This window comes from Streptomyces sp. NPDC048278 (assembly GCF_040652195.1).
Classification (GTDB): domain Bacteria; phylum Actinomycetota; class Actinomycetes; order Streptomycetales; family Streptomycetaceae; genus Streptomyces.
The window spans coordinates 132,984-147,307 of record NZ_JBEZLP010000009.1; the positions used below are offsets into that span (position 1 = coordinate 132,984).

General features: G+C 73.0%; 12 protein-coding genes. 4 read left to right on the forward strand and 8 right to left on the reverse strand.

The genetic code is table 11. The features are described 5' to 3' along the window. Positions 1-42: 42 nt before the first annotated feature. From AB0D74_RS18265 to AB0D74_RS18285, 5 genes are read right to left on the reverse strand one after another with little or no spacing between them, the layout of a single operon-like run. On the reverse strand, positions 43-321 hold the full coding sequence (locus AB0D74_RS18265) for an acyl carrier protein (RefSeq protein ID WP_362587180.1): 279 nt from the start codon (positions 319-321) through the stop codon (positions 43-45). Continuing rightward, the gene (locus AB0D74_RS18270) at positions 308-1,069 is read right to left on the reverse strand and encodes a class I SAM-dependent methyltransferase (protein WP_362587183.1); all 762 of its coding nucleotides are present in this window, start codon (positions 1,067-1,069) and stop codon (positions 308-310) included. The genes AB0D74_RS18265 and AB0D74_RS18270 overlap by 14 nt, the downstream gene beginning before the upstream one ends. Beyond that, positions 1,066-2,595, reverse strand: coding sequence for an AMP-binding protein (locus tag AB0D74_RS18275; protein ID WP_362587186.1), 1,530 nt, complete (start codon positions 2,593-2,595; stop codon positions 1,066-1,068). The genes AB0D74_RS18270 and AB0D74_RS18275 overlap by 4 nt, the downstream gene beginning before the upstream one ends. Then, a complete protein-coding gene (locus AB0D74_RS18280; protein ID WP_362587189.1) occupies positions 2,592-3,722 on the reverse strand; it encodes an acyl-CoA dehydrogenase family protein in 1,131 nt (376 codons plus the stop codon). Before AB0D74_RS18280 ends, AB0D74_RS18275 begins: the two co-directional genes overlap by 4 nt. Positions 3,723-3,732: 10 nt before the next feature. Then, positions 3,733-4,311 carry a 3-oxoacyl-[acyl-carrier-protein] synthase III C-terminal domain-containing protein gene (locus AB0D74_RS18285; RefSeq protein WP_362587192.1) on the reverse strand — a complete coding sequence of 193 codons (579 nt, stop codon included), beginning with the start codon at positions 4,309-4,311 and terminating at the stop codon, positions 3,733-3,735. A gap of 862 nt (positions 4,312-5,173) precedes the next feature. Here AB0D74_RS18285 and AB0D74_RS18290 point away from each other — a divergent pair. The 4 genes from AB0D74_RS18290 to AB0D74_RS18305 all read left to right on the forward strand — a co-directional run bounded on the left by AB0D74_RS18290 (position 5,174) and on the right by AB0D74_RS18305 (position 9,385). Then, positions 5,174-6,355: a sensor histidine kinase gene (locus tag AB0D74_RS18290; RefSeq protein ID WP_362587195.1), complete on the forward strand. Its 1,182-nt coding sequence runs from the start codon at positions 5,174-5,176 to the stop codon at positions 6,353-6,355. Next, on the forward strand, positions 6,352-7,011 hold the full coding sequence (locus AB0D74_RS18295) for a response regulator transcription factor (RefSeq protein ID WP_362587198.1): 660 nt from the start codon (positions 6,352-6,354) through the stop codon (positions 7,009-7,011). Before AB0D74_RS18290 ends, AB0D74_RS18295 begins: the two co-directional genes overlap by 4 nt. Positions 7,012-7,134: 123 nt before the next feature. Further along, entirely contained in the window at positions 7,135-7,773 is a 639-nt protein-coding gene (locus tag AB0D74_RS18300) for a GPP34 family phosphoprotein (RefSeq protein WP_362587201.1), read from the forward strand. Between the two features lie 58 nt (positions 7,774-7,831). Then, entirely contained in the window at positions 7,832-9,385 is a 1,554-nt protein-coding gene (locus AB0D74_RS18305; RefSeq protein WP_362587204.1) for a carboxylesterase family protein, read from the forward strand. A 76-nt stretch (positions 9,386-9,461) separates the two neighbouring features. Here the strand turns inward: AB0D74_RS18305 and AB0D74_RS18310 are convergent, their stop codons facing one another. The 3 genes from AB0D74_RS18310 to AB0D74_RS18320 all read right to left on the reverse strand — a co-directional run bounded on the left by AB0D74_RS18310 (position 9,462) and on the right by AB0D74_RS18320 (position 14,193). After that, complete coding sequence (locus tag AB0D74_RS18310; RefSeq protein WP_362587207.1) at positions 9,462-10,610, reverse strand: ABC transporter substrate-binding protein; 1,149 nt, start codon at positions 10,608-10,610, stop codon at positions 9,462-9,464. Between the two features lie 121 nt (positions 10,611-10,731). Further along, a complete protein-coding gene (locus AB0D74_RS18315; RefSeq protein WP_362587210.1) occupies positions 10,732-13,311 on the reverse strand; it encodes an ATP-binding cassette domain-containing protein in 2,580 nt (859 codons plus the stop codon). A gap of 12 nt (positions 13,312-13,323) precedes the next feature. Next, on the reverse strand, positions 13,324-14,193 hold the full coding sequence (locus tag AB0D74_RS18320; RefSeq protein WP_362587213.1) for a branched-chain amino acid ABC transporter permease: 870 nt from the start codon (positions 14,191-14,193) through the stop codon (positions 13,324-13,326). Positions 14,194-14,324: the final 131 nt, after the last annotated feature.

Genomic DNA, 14,324 nt, shown 5'->3' on the forward strand with positions numbered 1-14,324 from the left:
TCGGAAGTCTTCGGCCGGAAGTCTTCGCTCGGAAGTCTTCGGTCAGAGCGCGGCGGCCTGCGAGCGGAGCTCCAGGATCAGGTCGGTGATCGTCTCCAGCGTGCGGAAGTGCTCACCGGTCATCTGTACGGGCGGCACCCGGACGTCGTACGCGGTGCGGATGTGCGCCAGGAGGCGTGCGGTGCGGACCGAGTCCAGCACCCCCATCTCCAGCAGCGGGCTGTCGGGGGTGATCGAGTCGGCGGGCACGCCCGCTTCGAGTTCCTCGCGCACGTAGCGGAGCAACTGGTCGAGGAGCAGCGCGCGGTCAGGGTCCGTCATGTTCTTCCTCCGTGTTCCTTTCCGAGGGGAGCCGTGTCGGTGCACGCGCCACGAGGTATCTCGTCGGCAGTTCCAGCGGTCGCCCGTCGGACGTGCGTTCCGTGGTGTGCAGGGCTATGTCGCCGTCGGCGACCACGTCGAACCCGCTTCCTTCGAAGAGCAGCCGCAGCCGCCCGTCGTGGGAGGGGGCGACGCGGGCGCCGAAGTCGAAGCGGGCCGCGAGACCGGCCGTCTTCGGCAGGTGCGCACCGCCGGCGAGCAGTTCGGCGACGTACCAGCCGGTGCGTTCGGTCAGTTCCTGGGCGAACAGGATCCCGGCGCCGCCGAGCAGGTGCCTGATCGTCGTCAGCAGCCTCGTGCGGTCGTCCGGGCCGAGCTGGTGCAGGACCCCGCGCATGTAGACGTTGACGTCGCCGAGTTCCGCGTGCAGCGCCGCGACGGTGTCCTCGTCGAGCAGGTCGGCCCGGCGGTAGGTGACATTGGCCGCCGGGTGCGACGCGGCGGCCAGCTCCACCGCGGCCTCGGCGATGTCGAGCCCGACGACCCGCCGGAAGTGCCGTGCCAGCCAGCGCGTCTGCCGTCCGCTGCCGCACCCGAGGTCGACCAGTGGCAGCGCGGGGTCGGCATGGTCACGGAACAGCGGCAGATGAAGCTCGGCGGTCACCCGGGGCGACGAGTCCCACAGGGCCGCTCCGGGCTCGGCCGGGAGCGTCGACCAGAAGGCGTCCCAGGCCGTGGCGCCGGTCATGCGCGGACTCCCCGCGCCACCAGGCCACCGAGTCCGGCGCGGTCGACCTTGCCGTTCGGCGTGCGGGGAAAACCGTCGACCACGTGCACGGCGTCGACGGCCATGTACGGCGGCAGGAACCGCGCGCAGTGCCGCCGCAACTCCACGAGCGCGGGCCCGCGTTCGGTGCCGGTCTCGGCACCGGTCCCGGCACCGGTCTCGGGTACGACGAAGGCGTGCAGCCGCGCGTCCAGACCGGTGCCCACGACGAGAACCACCGCGTCGCGCACCGCCTCGTGCGCGACGAGCACGCCGGCCACCTCGGCCGGCTCGATCCGGTAGCCGCGGACCTTCGCCATGTCGTCGGCCCGGCCCCGGTACTCCAGCAGGCCGGCCGCGTCGTACCGGCCGAGATCACCGGTGCGGTACGGGCCGACCCGGGGTTCCCCGCCCCAGTAGCCGAGCATGACGGTCGGGCCGTCGACCACGATCTCGCCGCCCTCCAGGGAGACCGTGTCCCCGGCCACGGGCGACCCGATCGGTACGGCCGTGGTGCGCGCGAGGTCGGCGGCCGTCACCTCGTACGAGGTGCAGACGTTGGTCTCCGTCGGGCCGTACCAGTTGAGCATCCGGACGCCGGGCCACGCGCGGCGCAGCTCCTTCAGCCGCTTCAGCGGGAAGGGTTCGCCGGCGAAGACGCACGCGCGCAACGCTCCCGGCCCGCGCTCCAGCAGTTCGCCGTACGCGGCCATGAGCACCAGTGCGGACGGCACCGAGTACCAGACCGTGATCCTTTGCTCCAGCAGGAAGTCGACCAGCGGTCCCGCCGCCTGGGCTAGGGTCTCGCCGACGAGATGCACCGAGGCGCCGACCCGGAAGGCTCCGTAGAGGTCGAAGACCGAGAGGTCGAAGCTGAACGCGGCGTGGTTCGCGAGCCGGTCGGCTGCCGTGAGGTCCAGCTCCCGGCAGGCCCAGTCCACGAACGCGAGCGCGTTGCCGTGGCTCAGGCAGACGCCCTTCGGCGTCCCCGTCGAACCCGAGGTGTACAGGATGTACGCGGGATCGGTCGGGCCGACCGGGTGGTGCGCCTCGGCCGGGCCGTGTGCCGGGTCCCGGTCCCGGTCCCGAAGGAGATCCCCGACGGGTACGCAGTCGGTACCGGGGACGCGGTCGTCGTGGTCCGTGACGATCAGCGCCGGGCGGGCGTCGGCGGCGATCCGCGCGACCCGCTCCCGGGGGTTGGCCCGGGGGACGGGGACATGGATCGCGCCGCCCCGTAACGCCGCCTGGGCGACGGCCACGGCTTCGGTCGTCTTGTCCGTCCACACCAGGACCCGGTCGCCGGGGCGGACGCCGCGGCTGCGCAGCGCGGCCAGGCACGTGTCCGCGAGCGTGTCCAGCGCGCCGTAACCGAGGCCGCCGCCGAGGTCCTGGACCGCGAGCGCGTCCGGTGTCCGGGCCGCAGCGTCGACCACCAGGCCGTAGAGGCCCACCGCCCGGTCGCGGGTCACCGCCCCGGGGCGGCTCGCCCTTCCGCCGGCGCTCACAGGCCCATCCCCCGGGCGATCAGCTGCCGCTGGATGTCGGAGGTACCGGAGAAGGTCGTGGCGGGCAGGGTGTCGTGCACCTCGTCCTCGATCCCGTACTCGGTCAGGAAGGCGCGGCCCCCGAAGATCCGGGCGGCGTCGAGCGCGGTGGCGACCGCGGCCTCGGACACGGCCAGTTTCGCCATGGCCACCCACAGGGCGGGATCCTGGCCGCCGTCGATCTCGGTACAGGCCCGGTAGAGCAGGAGCCGCCCGCTCTCCAGCCGCAGCTTCATGTCCGCCAGCCGGTCCGCGACCGGCTGGAGGTCGGCGAGCCGCTTCCCGAACTGCCGTCGTTCCCGGGCGTGTTGCACGCAACGCCGGATGACACGCTCCTGCCGGCCCAGATAGATCGCGAACAGGCAGGACCGCTCCCACTGCATCGACGTCTGGAACACCAGCTGCCCCTGCCCGGGGCTGCCCAGCACCCGTTCGTCCGGCACGAAGCACCCGGTGAACACCACCTCGCCGGCCTGGCAGGTCGCGAGGCCGGACTTGGCCAGCGGCGCTCCGGCGGTGAGACCGGGCGAGCCGCGGTCCACGGCGAAGGCGGTGGAACCGAAATAGCCGCCGTCCGGGTCGGTGGTCGCGTAGGTGACGTAGAGATCGGCGACCGGGCCGTTGCTGACGAAACTCTTGACGCCGTCGAGGAGATATCCGCCCTCGACCCTGGTGGCCCGGGTGGTCAGCCGGGAGACGTCCGAGCCCGACTCCGGTTCCGTCATGGCGTTCCCCGCGACCAGCTCTCCCGAGCACAGGGCGGGGAGCAGCGTCTTCCGGGTCTCCGGGAGGGCGAACTCCAGCACCGGCCGGACGCAGGCGAAGAGATGGGCCGCGGCGGCGAACAGCAGTCCGGTGTCCGCGCCGCCCTCGCTCGCCGCCTCGTACAGGAGGGCCGTGTCCAGGGCACCGAGGCCCCTACCGCCGTACTCCTCCGGTACGGCCGCGCCGAGCAGTCCGAGACCGGCGGTTCTGCTCCAGCGGTCGCGGCGGAATCCGGCCGCGGTGGAATCCGCGGCGAGCTCGTGCGCGGCCGTTTTCGTCCGCGCGTACCGTTCTTTCTGCCGGGCGCTCAGGCCGAAATCCATGCGATGCCTTTCACGCGGCGGTGGCCGGATTGGCAGCGGACCAGTGCGGAGTCTCGATGATCTCGATCACGGCACATGCGATGTTCAGTCCGGGCCCCACGCCGAGCATCAGGAAATGGTCCCCGCGGCGCAGTTCCCCGGAAAGCAGCAGCTGTTCCAGGGCCACCACCTGGTCACTGGCGCCGATATGGCCGACGGTGCGCCCCTGTTCCCACGTGGAAAGGGACATCGGCAGACCGAGCGGCATCATCGCGCGTCCCTCGACGCGTTCCCGGGATCCGTTCGCATAGGCGACGCGGGAGACGTCGTCCATCGTGATTCCGGCTTCGTCGAGTGTGCGGCCGACGAGTTCGTCCTGGGCCGCCACGAGTTTCAGCGGGCCCGCCGGATCCCGGTCGGGGCCTTCCAGCCAGCGGTGTTTGGAGTCACCGAAGTCGAGTTTGCCCGGCTGGCCCGCTCCCGGCGGGAAAAGAGGCTCGGGCCCGCGGTGCATGGCCTCGTACTCGGGGAGGGTGACCGCGTTGACGGACTTGAGCCGGGCGAACCCCTCGCGCCGGCTGAGGACGACGGCGGAGCCCGCGTCGCCCATGACGAAATGGGGCTGAACCGCCAGCGTTCGAGCAGTTCCGAGGTGAAGTTGTCGCCGGAGGTGACCAGTGCGGCCTCATGCTCGGGCGAGGCCATCAGATGACCCGCCGCGAGCTCCAGGGCGGAGAACATCCCCATGCAGCCCTGTCTGATCTCGGCCGCGGTGGCCCGGCCCGCGCCCGTGTGCCGTTGCACGTAATACTGCGGGCACCAGCCGTGGGGGCCCTGATACCACACGCTGACGTAGAGCAATAAGCTGAGAGAGGCCGGATTCAGGCCCGACCTTTCGAGCGCCTGCCGACATGCCCGTACCGCCATCTCGGGTGCGGGAACATCGCCCGCGACGGTGACGCTCGTGATTCCGTATTCCGCTGCGGCGGTCCGGTCGATCAGTCCCCGTTCGACCGCCCATTCCATAGGTACCCGGTCGGGCAGAAACGTGCCCAGACCGCTGATCAGGACATCGGACGCCTTCATGGCCGGCTCACCCCTGACAACGTTTTCTCATCGGAAAAATGGCGCTGTTGACGGAGAAGGAAGGGGAAACGATCGGAAGTGAGCGCTGTGCCGTCTAAAGGAGGAATGCCGTCTCTACTTTGCACCGACACGCTCATGCGCAGACTTGCGCAACTCCGGAAACTATAGCGATCAGCGTGCCCTCCGGTTCAGTGTGCGTCAAGACGTTGGCATAAATGCTCGTGTTTATAGGTAGATAATGCGGGCTATCCGGGCGGAATCGGTGCCGTGATCCGGCCATGGGGCGCGCCGGACGGCCTCGGCGCGCACAACGGACGCCGCCCGCCCCGGGTCCGGGTGGCGGTCCACGAAGTGGCTCCGCGCACGCCGCTGGATAGGGTCGAGGCGTGGACCGCAGCAGCAGGCAGCCGGACAGGCAGCCGGACGACGCGTTCGCCGGCGAAGCGGAGGAGGAGCCCTCGCCCCGGGCGGCCCGGGCCCTGTGGTGGGGGTCGGCCGCTCTGGTGCTCGCCGTCCTCGGCACTTCGGTGCTCGTCGCCGGCGCGGAACACGTCGGACGACTGCCCGCGGCCGTGGCGCTGGTCCTGGTGCAGGTCGGTGCCCTGCGGTGGGTGGCGCGGGCCCCGGCCGCCGTACTGGCCGCGACCGCGGCGGCGGGGCTCGCGGTGTGGGCGCTGCTGCCCGCGGTGACCTTGACGGGGGCCCTGCTCGCGGCGCAGGTCGCGTTGTGCGTGCTGTCGGCGATCCGCCCGCGCCGCGAGTCGGCGCGGGCTCTCGCGGCGATGTGCCTGCCGGCACCGCTGTCCTTCGCGGCCGGCGGCCCCGCGGGGCTCGCGGTCTACCTGCTGACGGTGATCCTCGCGTGGACCGCCGGGCAGTGGCGCAGGGCGCAGCGGGCCCGGACGAGGTCGGAGACGCGCCGGGCCGTGGTCGAGGAGCGGGCGCGGATCGCGCGCGAGGTCCACGACGTCGTGGCACACACCCTGTCGGTGATGGTCGTTCAGGCGGGCGCCGCCGACGACGTGTTCACCCGGCAGCCCGAACAGGCCCGCCAGGCGCTGCGGGCCATCGAGTCGGGCGCCCGGTCCGCGCTCGGCGAACTGCGCCTGCTGTTGCGGGCGTTCGGGCCCGAAGCAGCAGAGGAAGGGAGCGGGGAACTGCGGCAGCCGGGGCCCTCGCTGGCTCGTCTGGACGCACTGGCCGACACCGTCCGGGCGACCGGGATGACCGTGCACGTGGACCGCGACGGCACCACCGACGGACTGCCGGCCGCGGTGGACCTCGCGGCCTACCGGATCGTCCAGGAGGCCCTCACCAACACCCTGCGCCATGCGTCCGGCGCCGACGAGGTGCGGGTGCGGGTGGCGGCGGAAGGAGAGTGCGTGACGGTCACGGTGGTCGACAACGGCCGTACACCGCAGGGGCGTTCGGGCACGCAGGGAACGGGGCGCGGGCTCCTGGGGATGCGGGAGCGGGCGCGGCTCGTGGGCGGCAGCCTGCGTACGGGCCCGCTGCCCGGCGGCGGGTTCGAGGTGGCGGCGCGACTGCCGGTGGAGCGTGTGTCATGACGTTGCGGGTGGTCATCGCCGACGACCAGGCCCTGGTCCGCACCGGATTCCGCATGATCATCGACGCCCGGGACGACCTGGAGGTGGTCGGTGAGGCGTCCGACGGCGGCGAAGCGGTGCGACTGACGCGGGAACTGGCACCCGACGTCGTGCTGATGGACGTACGCATGCCCGTCGTCGACGGCATCGAGGCGACCCGGCGGATCGTGGCGGACGGCGGCCGGGCCAGGGTGCTCGTGCTGACCACCTGGGACGTGGACGCCCACGTGGTCGCCGCGCTGCGGGCCGGCGCGAGCGGTTTCCTGCTGAAGGACATCCGCGCCCCCGAACTCGTCGAGGCGATCCGCGTCACCGCGCGCGGTGACGCGCTGCTGGCACCCGCCGTGCTGAGCCGCGTCCTCGACCGGTTCCTGCGCACCACGCCCGACCCGGCACCGCCGCCCTCCCTGCGGGACCTCTCCGGCCGCGAGCGGGAGGTGCTCACGCTGATCGGGCAGGCACTGTCGAACGCGGAGATCGCCGAGCGGCTGCGCCTGTCCGAGGCCACCGTCAAGAACCACGTCACCGCGGTGCTGCGCAAACTGGGCCTGCGCGACCGCGTCCAGGCCGTCGTCGCCGCCTACGACCACGGCCTCGTACGACCGCGCCGCCCCTGACGGCACCGCTTCCGCGCTCTCCTCCCCAGGGAGGAGACCGGGCCGCCGTCCTCCCGTGCTCCCAGTGACGGTCCCTCCCGGCGGCCGATCCGCGGCGCGGGCGACCGGCCCTAGCGTCGAACCGTGACCGATGACCTGGCCTGCCTCATGTACCTGCTCGCCCACGACGACGCGGCCGAGGGCCCCTGCGACCGCTCCCGGACCGAGCTGCTGGTCCGTGCCGCGGCCCTGGCCGACCTCGCACTGCGCGGCCGGCTGGGCGAGGACCGCGGCACGGTCACCGTGTCCGGCACGGAACCGACCGGCGACCCCGTCCTGGACGGGGTGCTGCGCGACGCCCTCGGCGGGCACGGCTGGAAACATCTCGTGCGCCGTCACCGCAGGCGGACCCTGACCGAGGTCGAGGACCGGCTCGCCGCGGCGGGACTCCTCACACTGCGGGCGCCCCGCCTGCGCCTCGGCGGCCGGCGGTCGACCGTGACCGACCACGCCGGGTCCGCGGCACTCCGCACCAGGGTGTCCGCCGCGCTGCACGGCGACGCTCCCGTCCGGGAGGTCCCCGCCGCCGACGCCGTGCTCCTGGCACTGGCCGCGGCGGGCCGGGTCCGCACGGTCGTCTCACGCCAGGACCAGAAGACCCACCGGGCCCGCATCGACGCCTGCACGAGCCGCCTCGGCGCCCTCGCACCAGGCCTGGAGCACGCCGTCCGCACACTGCCGACCACCATGATCGCCGCGCAGGGCGGCATGGGCGGCAGCTGACCACGGGGGCCAGACGACCGGCCGCAGGGACGCGACCACTGACCGCAAGGGGGAGACGATGACCAAGCGCCGTACCTTGACCACCCTGGCCTGTGTGCTGGGCGCCGTGTTCGCGGCGGCCTGGGCTCCGGCGCCACCAGCGGGGCCCGCCGCCACGACGGTGCACACCCGCGACGGCCTGGTGCGGGGGGCCGCGCACGACGGGTACCGCACGTTCGAGGGGATCCCGTACGCGGCGCCCCCGGTCGGCGCGCTGCGCTGGGCGGCGCCGCGGCGCCCGGCCGCCTGGGCGGGGACCCGGGACGCGACCCGGCCCGCGAGCGCCTGCCCGCAGCCGGCCGGTGAGGTGCCCGGTGGCAGCACCGACGAGGACTGTCTCCACCTGAACGTCACGACACCCGACGACGCGGCGTCGGAACGCCCCCGGCCGGTGATCGTGTGGCTGCACGGCGGCGGTCTCACCACCGGCGCGGCCGGCTCCTACGACGCCCACCGCATGGCCACCCGGGGAGACGTCGTGGTCGTCACCGTCGACTACCGCCTGGGGGCCCTCGGTTTCCTCGCGCACGCGGGGCTGCCGGGCTCCGGCACCTTCGGCCTGGCCGACCAGCAGGCGGCGCTGCGCTGGGTGCGCGAGGGCATCCGGGCCTTCGGCGGCGACCCGCACAACGTGACGCTGGCCGGTGAGTCCGCGGGCGGATACAGCGTCTGTGCCCAGCTCGCCTCACCGGCCGCCGCCGGGCTCTTCGACCGGGCGGTCGTCGAGAGCGGCCCGTGCACCGGCAGCCCCGACCGCCCCTTCGCACCGTCCGCCGTCCCGCTGTCCACGGCACGCGGCACGGGCGCGGACCTCGCGGCGAAGGTCGGCTGCGGCTCGTCCCGCGACGTCGTGGCCTGTCTGCGGCGCGTGCCCGTCTCCCGGCTGCTCGCAGCCCAGGACGCCGACCAACAGCCCGCCTACGCCACCCCGTTGCTGCCCGCCGATCCCGCGGCAGCGGTCGCCGCCGGCCGGTTCCACCCCGTCCCGGTGCTCATCGGGAACAACCACGACGAGGGCAACGGCTGGGCCGCCGGCATCATCCAGGCCGGCAACCCCGTCACCCCGGCCACCTGGCCCGACGTCGTGGCCGCCTTCTTCCCCTCGCAGGGACAGGCGGAGGCGGTCGTCCGCGAGTACCCGGTGCACCCCACCGACGGCGGTCCGGTGTTCGGCGCGGTCATCGGCGACGCGAACTTCGCCTGCCCGACGGCGCGTACCGCCGGACTGCTCGCGGCCCATGTGCCGGTCTGGCGCTACGAGTTCGCCGACGAGCACGCGCCGCCCCTCACCCCGGGCACCCCGCCGTTCCCGCTCGGAGCTCCGCACGCGAGCGAGCTTCCCTACCTGTTCGACCTGGGCGGCCGTCCCCGCGAGCTGACCGCGGCCCAGCACCGGCTCGCCGACACCATGATCGACTACTGGACCCGGTTCGCCCGCACCGGCGACCCGAACGGCCCGTCGTCGCCGCGGTGGTCCCGGCAGACGGTGCTCTCGCTGGCCCCGGACCGCATCGTCCCCACCCGCACGGCGCCGTTCCGCCACCACTGTGCGTTCTGGAGCACGCTCGGCTGACCCTCCCGAAGGACATCCCGCGGTCCGCCCGCCCACGCCCCCCGGGCGAGCGGAACCGCGTCGTCGGGGCGGACGGTCAGTCGCGGGCCGGGGGAGTGTAGAAGTCGCCCACGGACGTCCAGACGCCGTTCTTCACCACGACCTTCTGCACACTCCGCGTCCCCAGGTGGTCGCTCGCGCTGAAGCTCATCACCGGCGACACCCCCGGGTCCACCTTGGTCGCCTTCTGGTAGGCGGCAGTGAGGGACTGGGCCGTGACAGGGCCCTTGACGGTCTTCGCGATCTCGGCGAAGACCTTGGCGTTGCTCCAGCCCCACAGGGCGAGGAAGCCCGCGGTCTGCCCGGGCTCGTACGTGGCCATCGCCGTCCGGAACTCCTTCACCGCCGGGTCGTCGTCCGAGGGCGCCTTGACCAGCTGGACGGCCTTGAGCCCCTCGGCGGCGTCCTTGGCCAGGGCGATCGTCGACTCGGCCGCCACCGGGGCGTAGGCGTACGTGGGCAGGGACAGGCCCTGCAGCTTGGCCTCCTTGAGGAAGGCGGCGGCCTCGGGCGAGGTGAGGATCAGGACGACCGCCTGCGGCTTCGCCGACTTCACCTTGCTGATCACGGGCGTGTAGTCGGTGGTCTGGTACTTGACCGGCAGCCGGTCGACCTCGACCGAGGGGTCCAGCTTCTTCGCGACGGGCGCCACCTGTTCGGCCACGTTCACGAACGCGGCCGGGTCGCTGTGCACGACGAGGATCTTCTTCGCGCCGTCCTGCACCGCCCACGCGGCGACCGCCGCGGCCTGGTCCTCGTAGAGCGTCTGGGTGCCGAACAGGCCCGCGCGCGGCGGCTTGTACCAGTTCTCGGCGCCGCCGACCTCGTTGAGGACCGGCACCCTGGACTGGGTGAGGACGAACGGGAAGGCCGCCTCCGCCTGGGAGGTGCCGTTCGCGTTGACGATGGCCACGACCTTGTCCTGGCCGACGAGTTCACGGGCGATCTGCACGGTCTGCTGCGGGTCGGCCGCGTTGTCCTTGACGGTCCACTCGATCTTGCGCCCGTTGACGCCGCCCTGGGCGTTGAGCATCTTGAAGTACGCGTCGGCGCCCGCCTTCTCGGCCACGCCGTACGTGGCGGTGGAGCCCGTGAGGGGCAGCCACGCGCCGATGTGGATCTCGGAGGAACTGCCGCCCGCCGACGCCGAGTCCTGACCCGCGCACGCGCCGGCGGTCAGGGCCATCGCGGCGAGAACGGCTGTCGCTCCCGCCGCACGGCGGAATCTGCTGAATGTCCTGAACACGGTCCACCTCGTTCACAAGGATCACAACGGGCGCGACGGATGTGGCGCTCGCAACGGGAATTCACTTCACTCGGGAGGTCCGGGCGGTGGCCGCCGCGGTCGTGGCGGCCACCGGGCCACCGCTGAAGTACGCCGATTCCGCCAGGGCCGCGAACTCCGGGTCGCCCGGCCGCCCTTGAGCGGCGACGACGCCCTCGTGCAGGACGGCCACCTCGTGGCAGACGGTCAGGGCCCGGCCGAGCGACTGCTCCAGCAGCACCACCGTCAGGCCGTCCTGGGTCAGCCCGGTCAGCCGGTCGTACACCTCGTCCACCAGGGCGGGCGCCAGACCGAGGGCCGGTTCGTCGACGATCAGGACGTCCGGCCGGGCGATCAGCGCCCGCGCGATGGCGAGCATCTGCTGCTCGCCGCCCGACAGCCCGGCGGCCGGGGCGGACATCCGGTCCCGCAGCCGGACCGGCAGCCACTGGACGGTCTCCTCCAGCCGCTCGCGCAGCTCCGAGCCCGTGATGCCGGCCGCGTACGCCGCGACCTCCAGGTTCTCGCGCAGCGACAGCGTCTTGAACAGTCCGCGGCCCTCGGGGGCCAGACTCGTGCGGACCGAGCCGGTCGACTCGCGTACGCCGTGCGCGGGCCGGAGCGAGCCGTGCAGGATCCCGGCGAGGGTGCTCTTGCCGGCGCCGTTGGCTCCCGCGACACCCAGCACGCATCCTTGGCGGACGTCGAGGTCGACGTCCCGCAGGGCGACCACACCGCCGTAGGAGTGGCCCGTCCCGCGCAGCCGGATCAGGCTCTGCCGCCCCACGGCGTCGGGCAGCCGGGCCCGGTCACCGACCGTTCCCAGGTAGGACGACCGCACCTTCGGATCCTGGAGCACGGTGTCCGGAGTGCCGTCGCCGATGGTGCGGCCGAAGTCGAAGGCGAGCACCCGGTGGGCGACGGAGAAGAGGTCGTCGAGGACGTGGTCGATGACGACCACGGCGGTGCCCTCGGCGTTGAGCCGCCTGATGTGCCCGGCCAGCAACGCCCGCTCGCCCGCGTCGAGGCCGCCGAACGGCTCGTCCAGGATCAGCAGCCGCGGCCTCTCCGCCATCGCCCGCGCGAGGTCGAGCCGCTTCTGGAGACCGAAGGGCAGCTCCGCCGGGCGACGGTCCGCCACGCCCGCGAGGCCCACGGAGTGCAGCAGGTGCGCGACGGCCTCCCGGTCGCGGGCCGTGATACGGCGGCGGGTGCACAACACGTTCTCGGCGACGGTGAGTTCGGAGAACACCTCGGCGTGCTGGAAGGTACGGCCGATCCCCAGCCGCCGTCGCGCCGTCGCCCTTGCCCCGAGCAGGGGCCGGCCGGCGAAGTCCGCGGTGCCGCTGACGCGCCCGTTGCCGGTCAGCCCGGACAGCACGTTCAACAGCGTTGTCTTTCCCGCCCCGTTGGGCCCGATGACGGCAAGGATCTCGTCCTGCCGCACGGACAGCGAGGCGTCCTCCAGGGCCTTGAGTCCGCCGTAGGCGACGGACACGTGCTCCAGACGGAGGAGAGCGGGGGCTTCGCCGCCCGCGCCCGACGGGCGCCCGGCGGGCGGCAGCGGTGCGGAGGGCTCGGCGGACGGCGGTCGCCCGGACTCCGGCCGTTCCGCGGACGGTTCGGGGAACGGCGGCTGCCCGGCCCCCGGCCGCCGCCGTACCCGCCGCAGGACCTCGCGCGCGGGCCCGGCGAGGGAGGGGACGACGCCCGCCGGCAGGAAGAGGAGGATCGCGATGAGGACGACACCCTGCACCACCGGCTGGGGCATCCCCACGGTGGACGAGAGCGACGGGCTCCAGGTCAGGTAGACGCCGCCGGCCACGGCGCCGAGGACCGAGCCGACCCCGCCGAGCACGCACGCCGCGATCAGCGAGATGCCGAAGGCGAGCGAGAACGGGTCCGGGCTGACGAACCCGGTGATCAGGCCGAGCAGCACACCCGCGAAGCTCGTGCACGCCCCGCTCACCGCGAACGACAGCGACGACTGGGCCTCCGGCGCGATGCCGGCCGTACGGGCGGCCATCGGATGCGACTTGGCGGCCACCAGGCGCATCCGCAGCGCCGAGGCGCGGGCGGGCACGGCCAGGGCGAGGACCACGGCCGCCGCGCCCACCGCGAGGTACTGGGCCTGCGTGCCACCGCCAGGAAACGTGCCGAGGCCCAGGACGCTGCGCAGTTGGAGCACCGGTACGCCCTGGTCGCCCCCGGTCACGCTGCTCCACCTGTTGACCAGCTCCAGGGTCACCGTGGTGAACGCGAGGGTCAGCAGGGCGATGTAGAGCACCGAGAACCGGGCGCCCGCATACCCGAGGAAGGCGCCCAGTGCGGTACCGACGGCGACCGCCCCCAGGACCACCGCCTCCAGCGCCCAGCCGTGCGCGCTGCCGTACGCCGCGAAGTAGGCGCCGATGGCGAAGAACGCGGGGTGTCCCACCGACCAGATGCCGGACCAGCCGGCGAGCAGGCCGACCGAGAGGACGACCATCGTGTACACGGCCGCCAGCGCCACCGAGTACATCTGGTAGGCCGGGATCGCGCCGGCCGCCATGAACACCATGAGTACCGCGCCTGCGGCCGGTCCCAGGGCGGCCCTCGCCAGGACGGAACGGTTGAAGACCATCGATGCGACCCCTCAGACGCGCTGGAAGGTGCGGGTGCCGAACACGCCCTGGGGGCGGATCAGCAGCACCAGCACGGTGAACGAGAACACGAACGTGTCGCGGAAGCCGGCGGAGACGTAGTTGGCCGCCAGGTTGTCCAGGACACCGATGGCCAGCCCGCCGACGACGGCGCCGTACATGCTGGTCAGACCGCCCAGGAAGATCCCGGCGAAGGCCCGGAACAGCGGTGCGGTGAGCGCCGTGGTCGCCAGGCCCGAGCGCGGCGCGTACAGGCACGCGGCCAGCGCGGCGAGGCCGAGGCCGAGGGCCCAGGAGATCCGGGCGAGCCGCTGGGCGCCGAGGCCGACCACCCGGGCCGTCTCGGCCGACTCGGCCACGGCCCGCATGGCCGAGCCGAGCGTGGTGCGCGAGAACAGGTAGCCCACCAGCGCCATCGCCACCGCGGCGACACCGATCGTCACCAGGCTCTGCACCGGCAGCGCCGCGCCCGACCAGCGGACGGTGCCGTCCACCAGGCTGGGGAAGTCCCTGGGCTGCTCGCCCCAGACCGACCCGGCCAGGTTCTCGGCGATCAGCGAGACCCCCATGGTCACCACGAGCGCGGAGAACAGCTGCCCCTGGCCGAGCGGCCGGATCACGGTCTCGCGGACCAGCAGGCCCGCCGCGACGGTGACGGCGACGGCGGCGAGCAGGCCGAGCACCGTCGCCACGCCGCGGTCGTGCAGCGAGACGGCCACGTACAGACCCAGCGTCGCGAGCGACGCCATCGCGAAGTTCACGACGTCCGTGGCCCGGTAGATGATGACCAGCCCGAGGCCCATGAGGCCGTACACGGCTCCACTCGCCACACCGCTGACCAGGACAAGCAGGAACTGACTCACAGTCCCTCCCTCGGGAAAGAGCGCGTTTCACGCCACGCGTGCGGGACGTACCGGCACCGTGGCCGACGTCAAGTCAAAGTGAACTCACTTCAGTAAGCTAGGCACTGCGGCGCCGGACGGGCAAGACTCGT

Bases quoted from the DNA above. Each gene is read 5' to 3' on its own strand.
- AB0D74_RS18280 (WP_362587189.1), bottom strand. From the start codon at position 3,722: ATGGATTTCGGCCTGAGCGCCCGGCAGAAAGAACGGTACGCGCGGACG.
- AB0D74_RS18295 (WP_362587198.1), top strand. From the start codon at position 6,352: ATGACGTTGCGGGTGGTCATCGCCGACGACCAGGCCCTGGTCCGCACC.
- AB0D74_RS18310 (WP_362587207.1), bottom strand. From the start codon at position 10,610: ATGGCCCTGACCGCCGGCGCGTGCGCGGGTCAGGACTCGGCGTCGGCG.
- AB0D74_RS18265 (WP_362587180.1), bottom strand. From the start codon at position 321: ATGACGGACCCTGACCGCGCGCTGCTCCTCGACCAGTTGCTCCGCTAC.
- AB0D74_RS18315 (WP_362587210.1), bottom strand. From the start codon at position 13,311: ATGGTCTTCAACCGTTCCGTCCTGGCGAGGGCCGCCCTGGGACCGGCC.
- AB0D74_RS18270 (WP_362587183.1), bottom strand. From the start codon at position 1,069: ATGACCGGCGCCACGGCCTGGGACGCCTTCTGGTCGACGCTCCCGGCC.
- AB0D74_RS18285 (WP_362587192.1), bottom strand. From the start codon at position 4,311: ATGGGCGACGCGGGCTCCGCCGTCGTCCTCAGCCGGCGCGAGGGGTTC.
- AB0D74_RS18305 (WP_362587204.1), top strand. From the start codon at position 7,832: ATGACCAAGCGCCGTACCTTGACCACCCTGGCCTGTGTGCTGGGCGCC.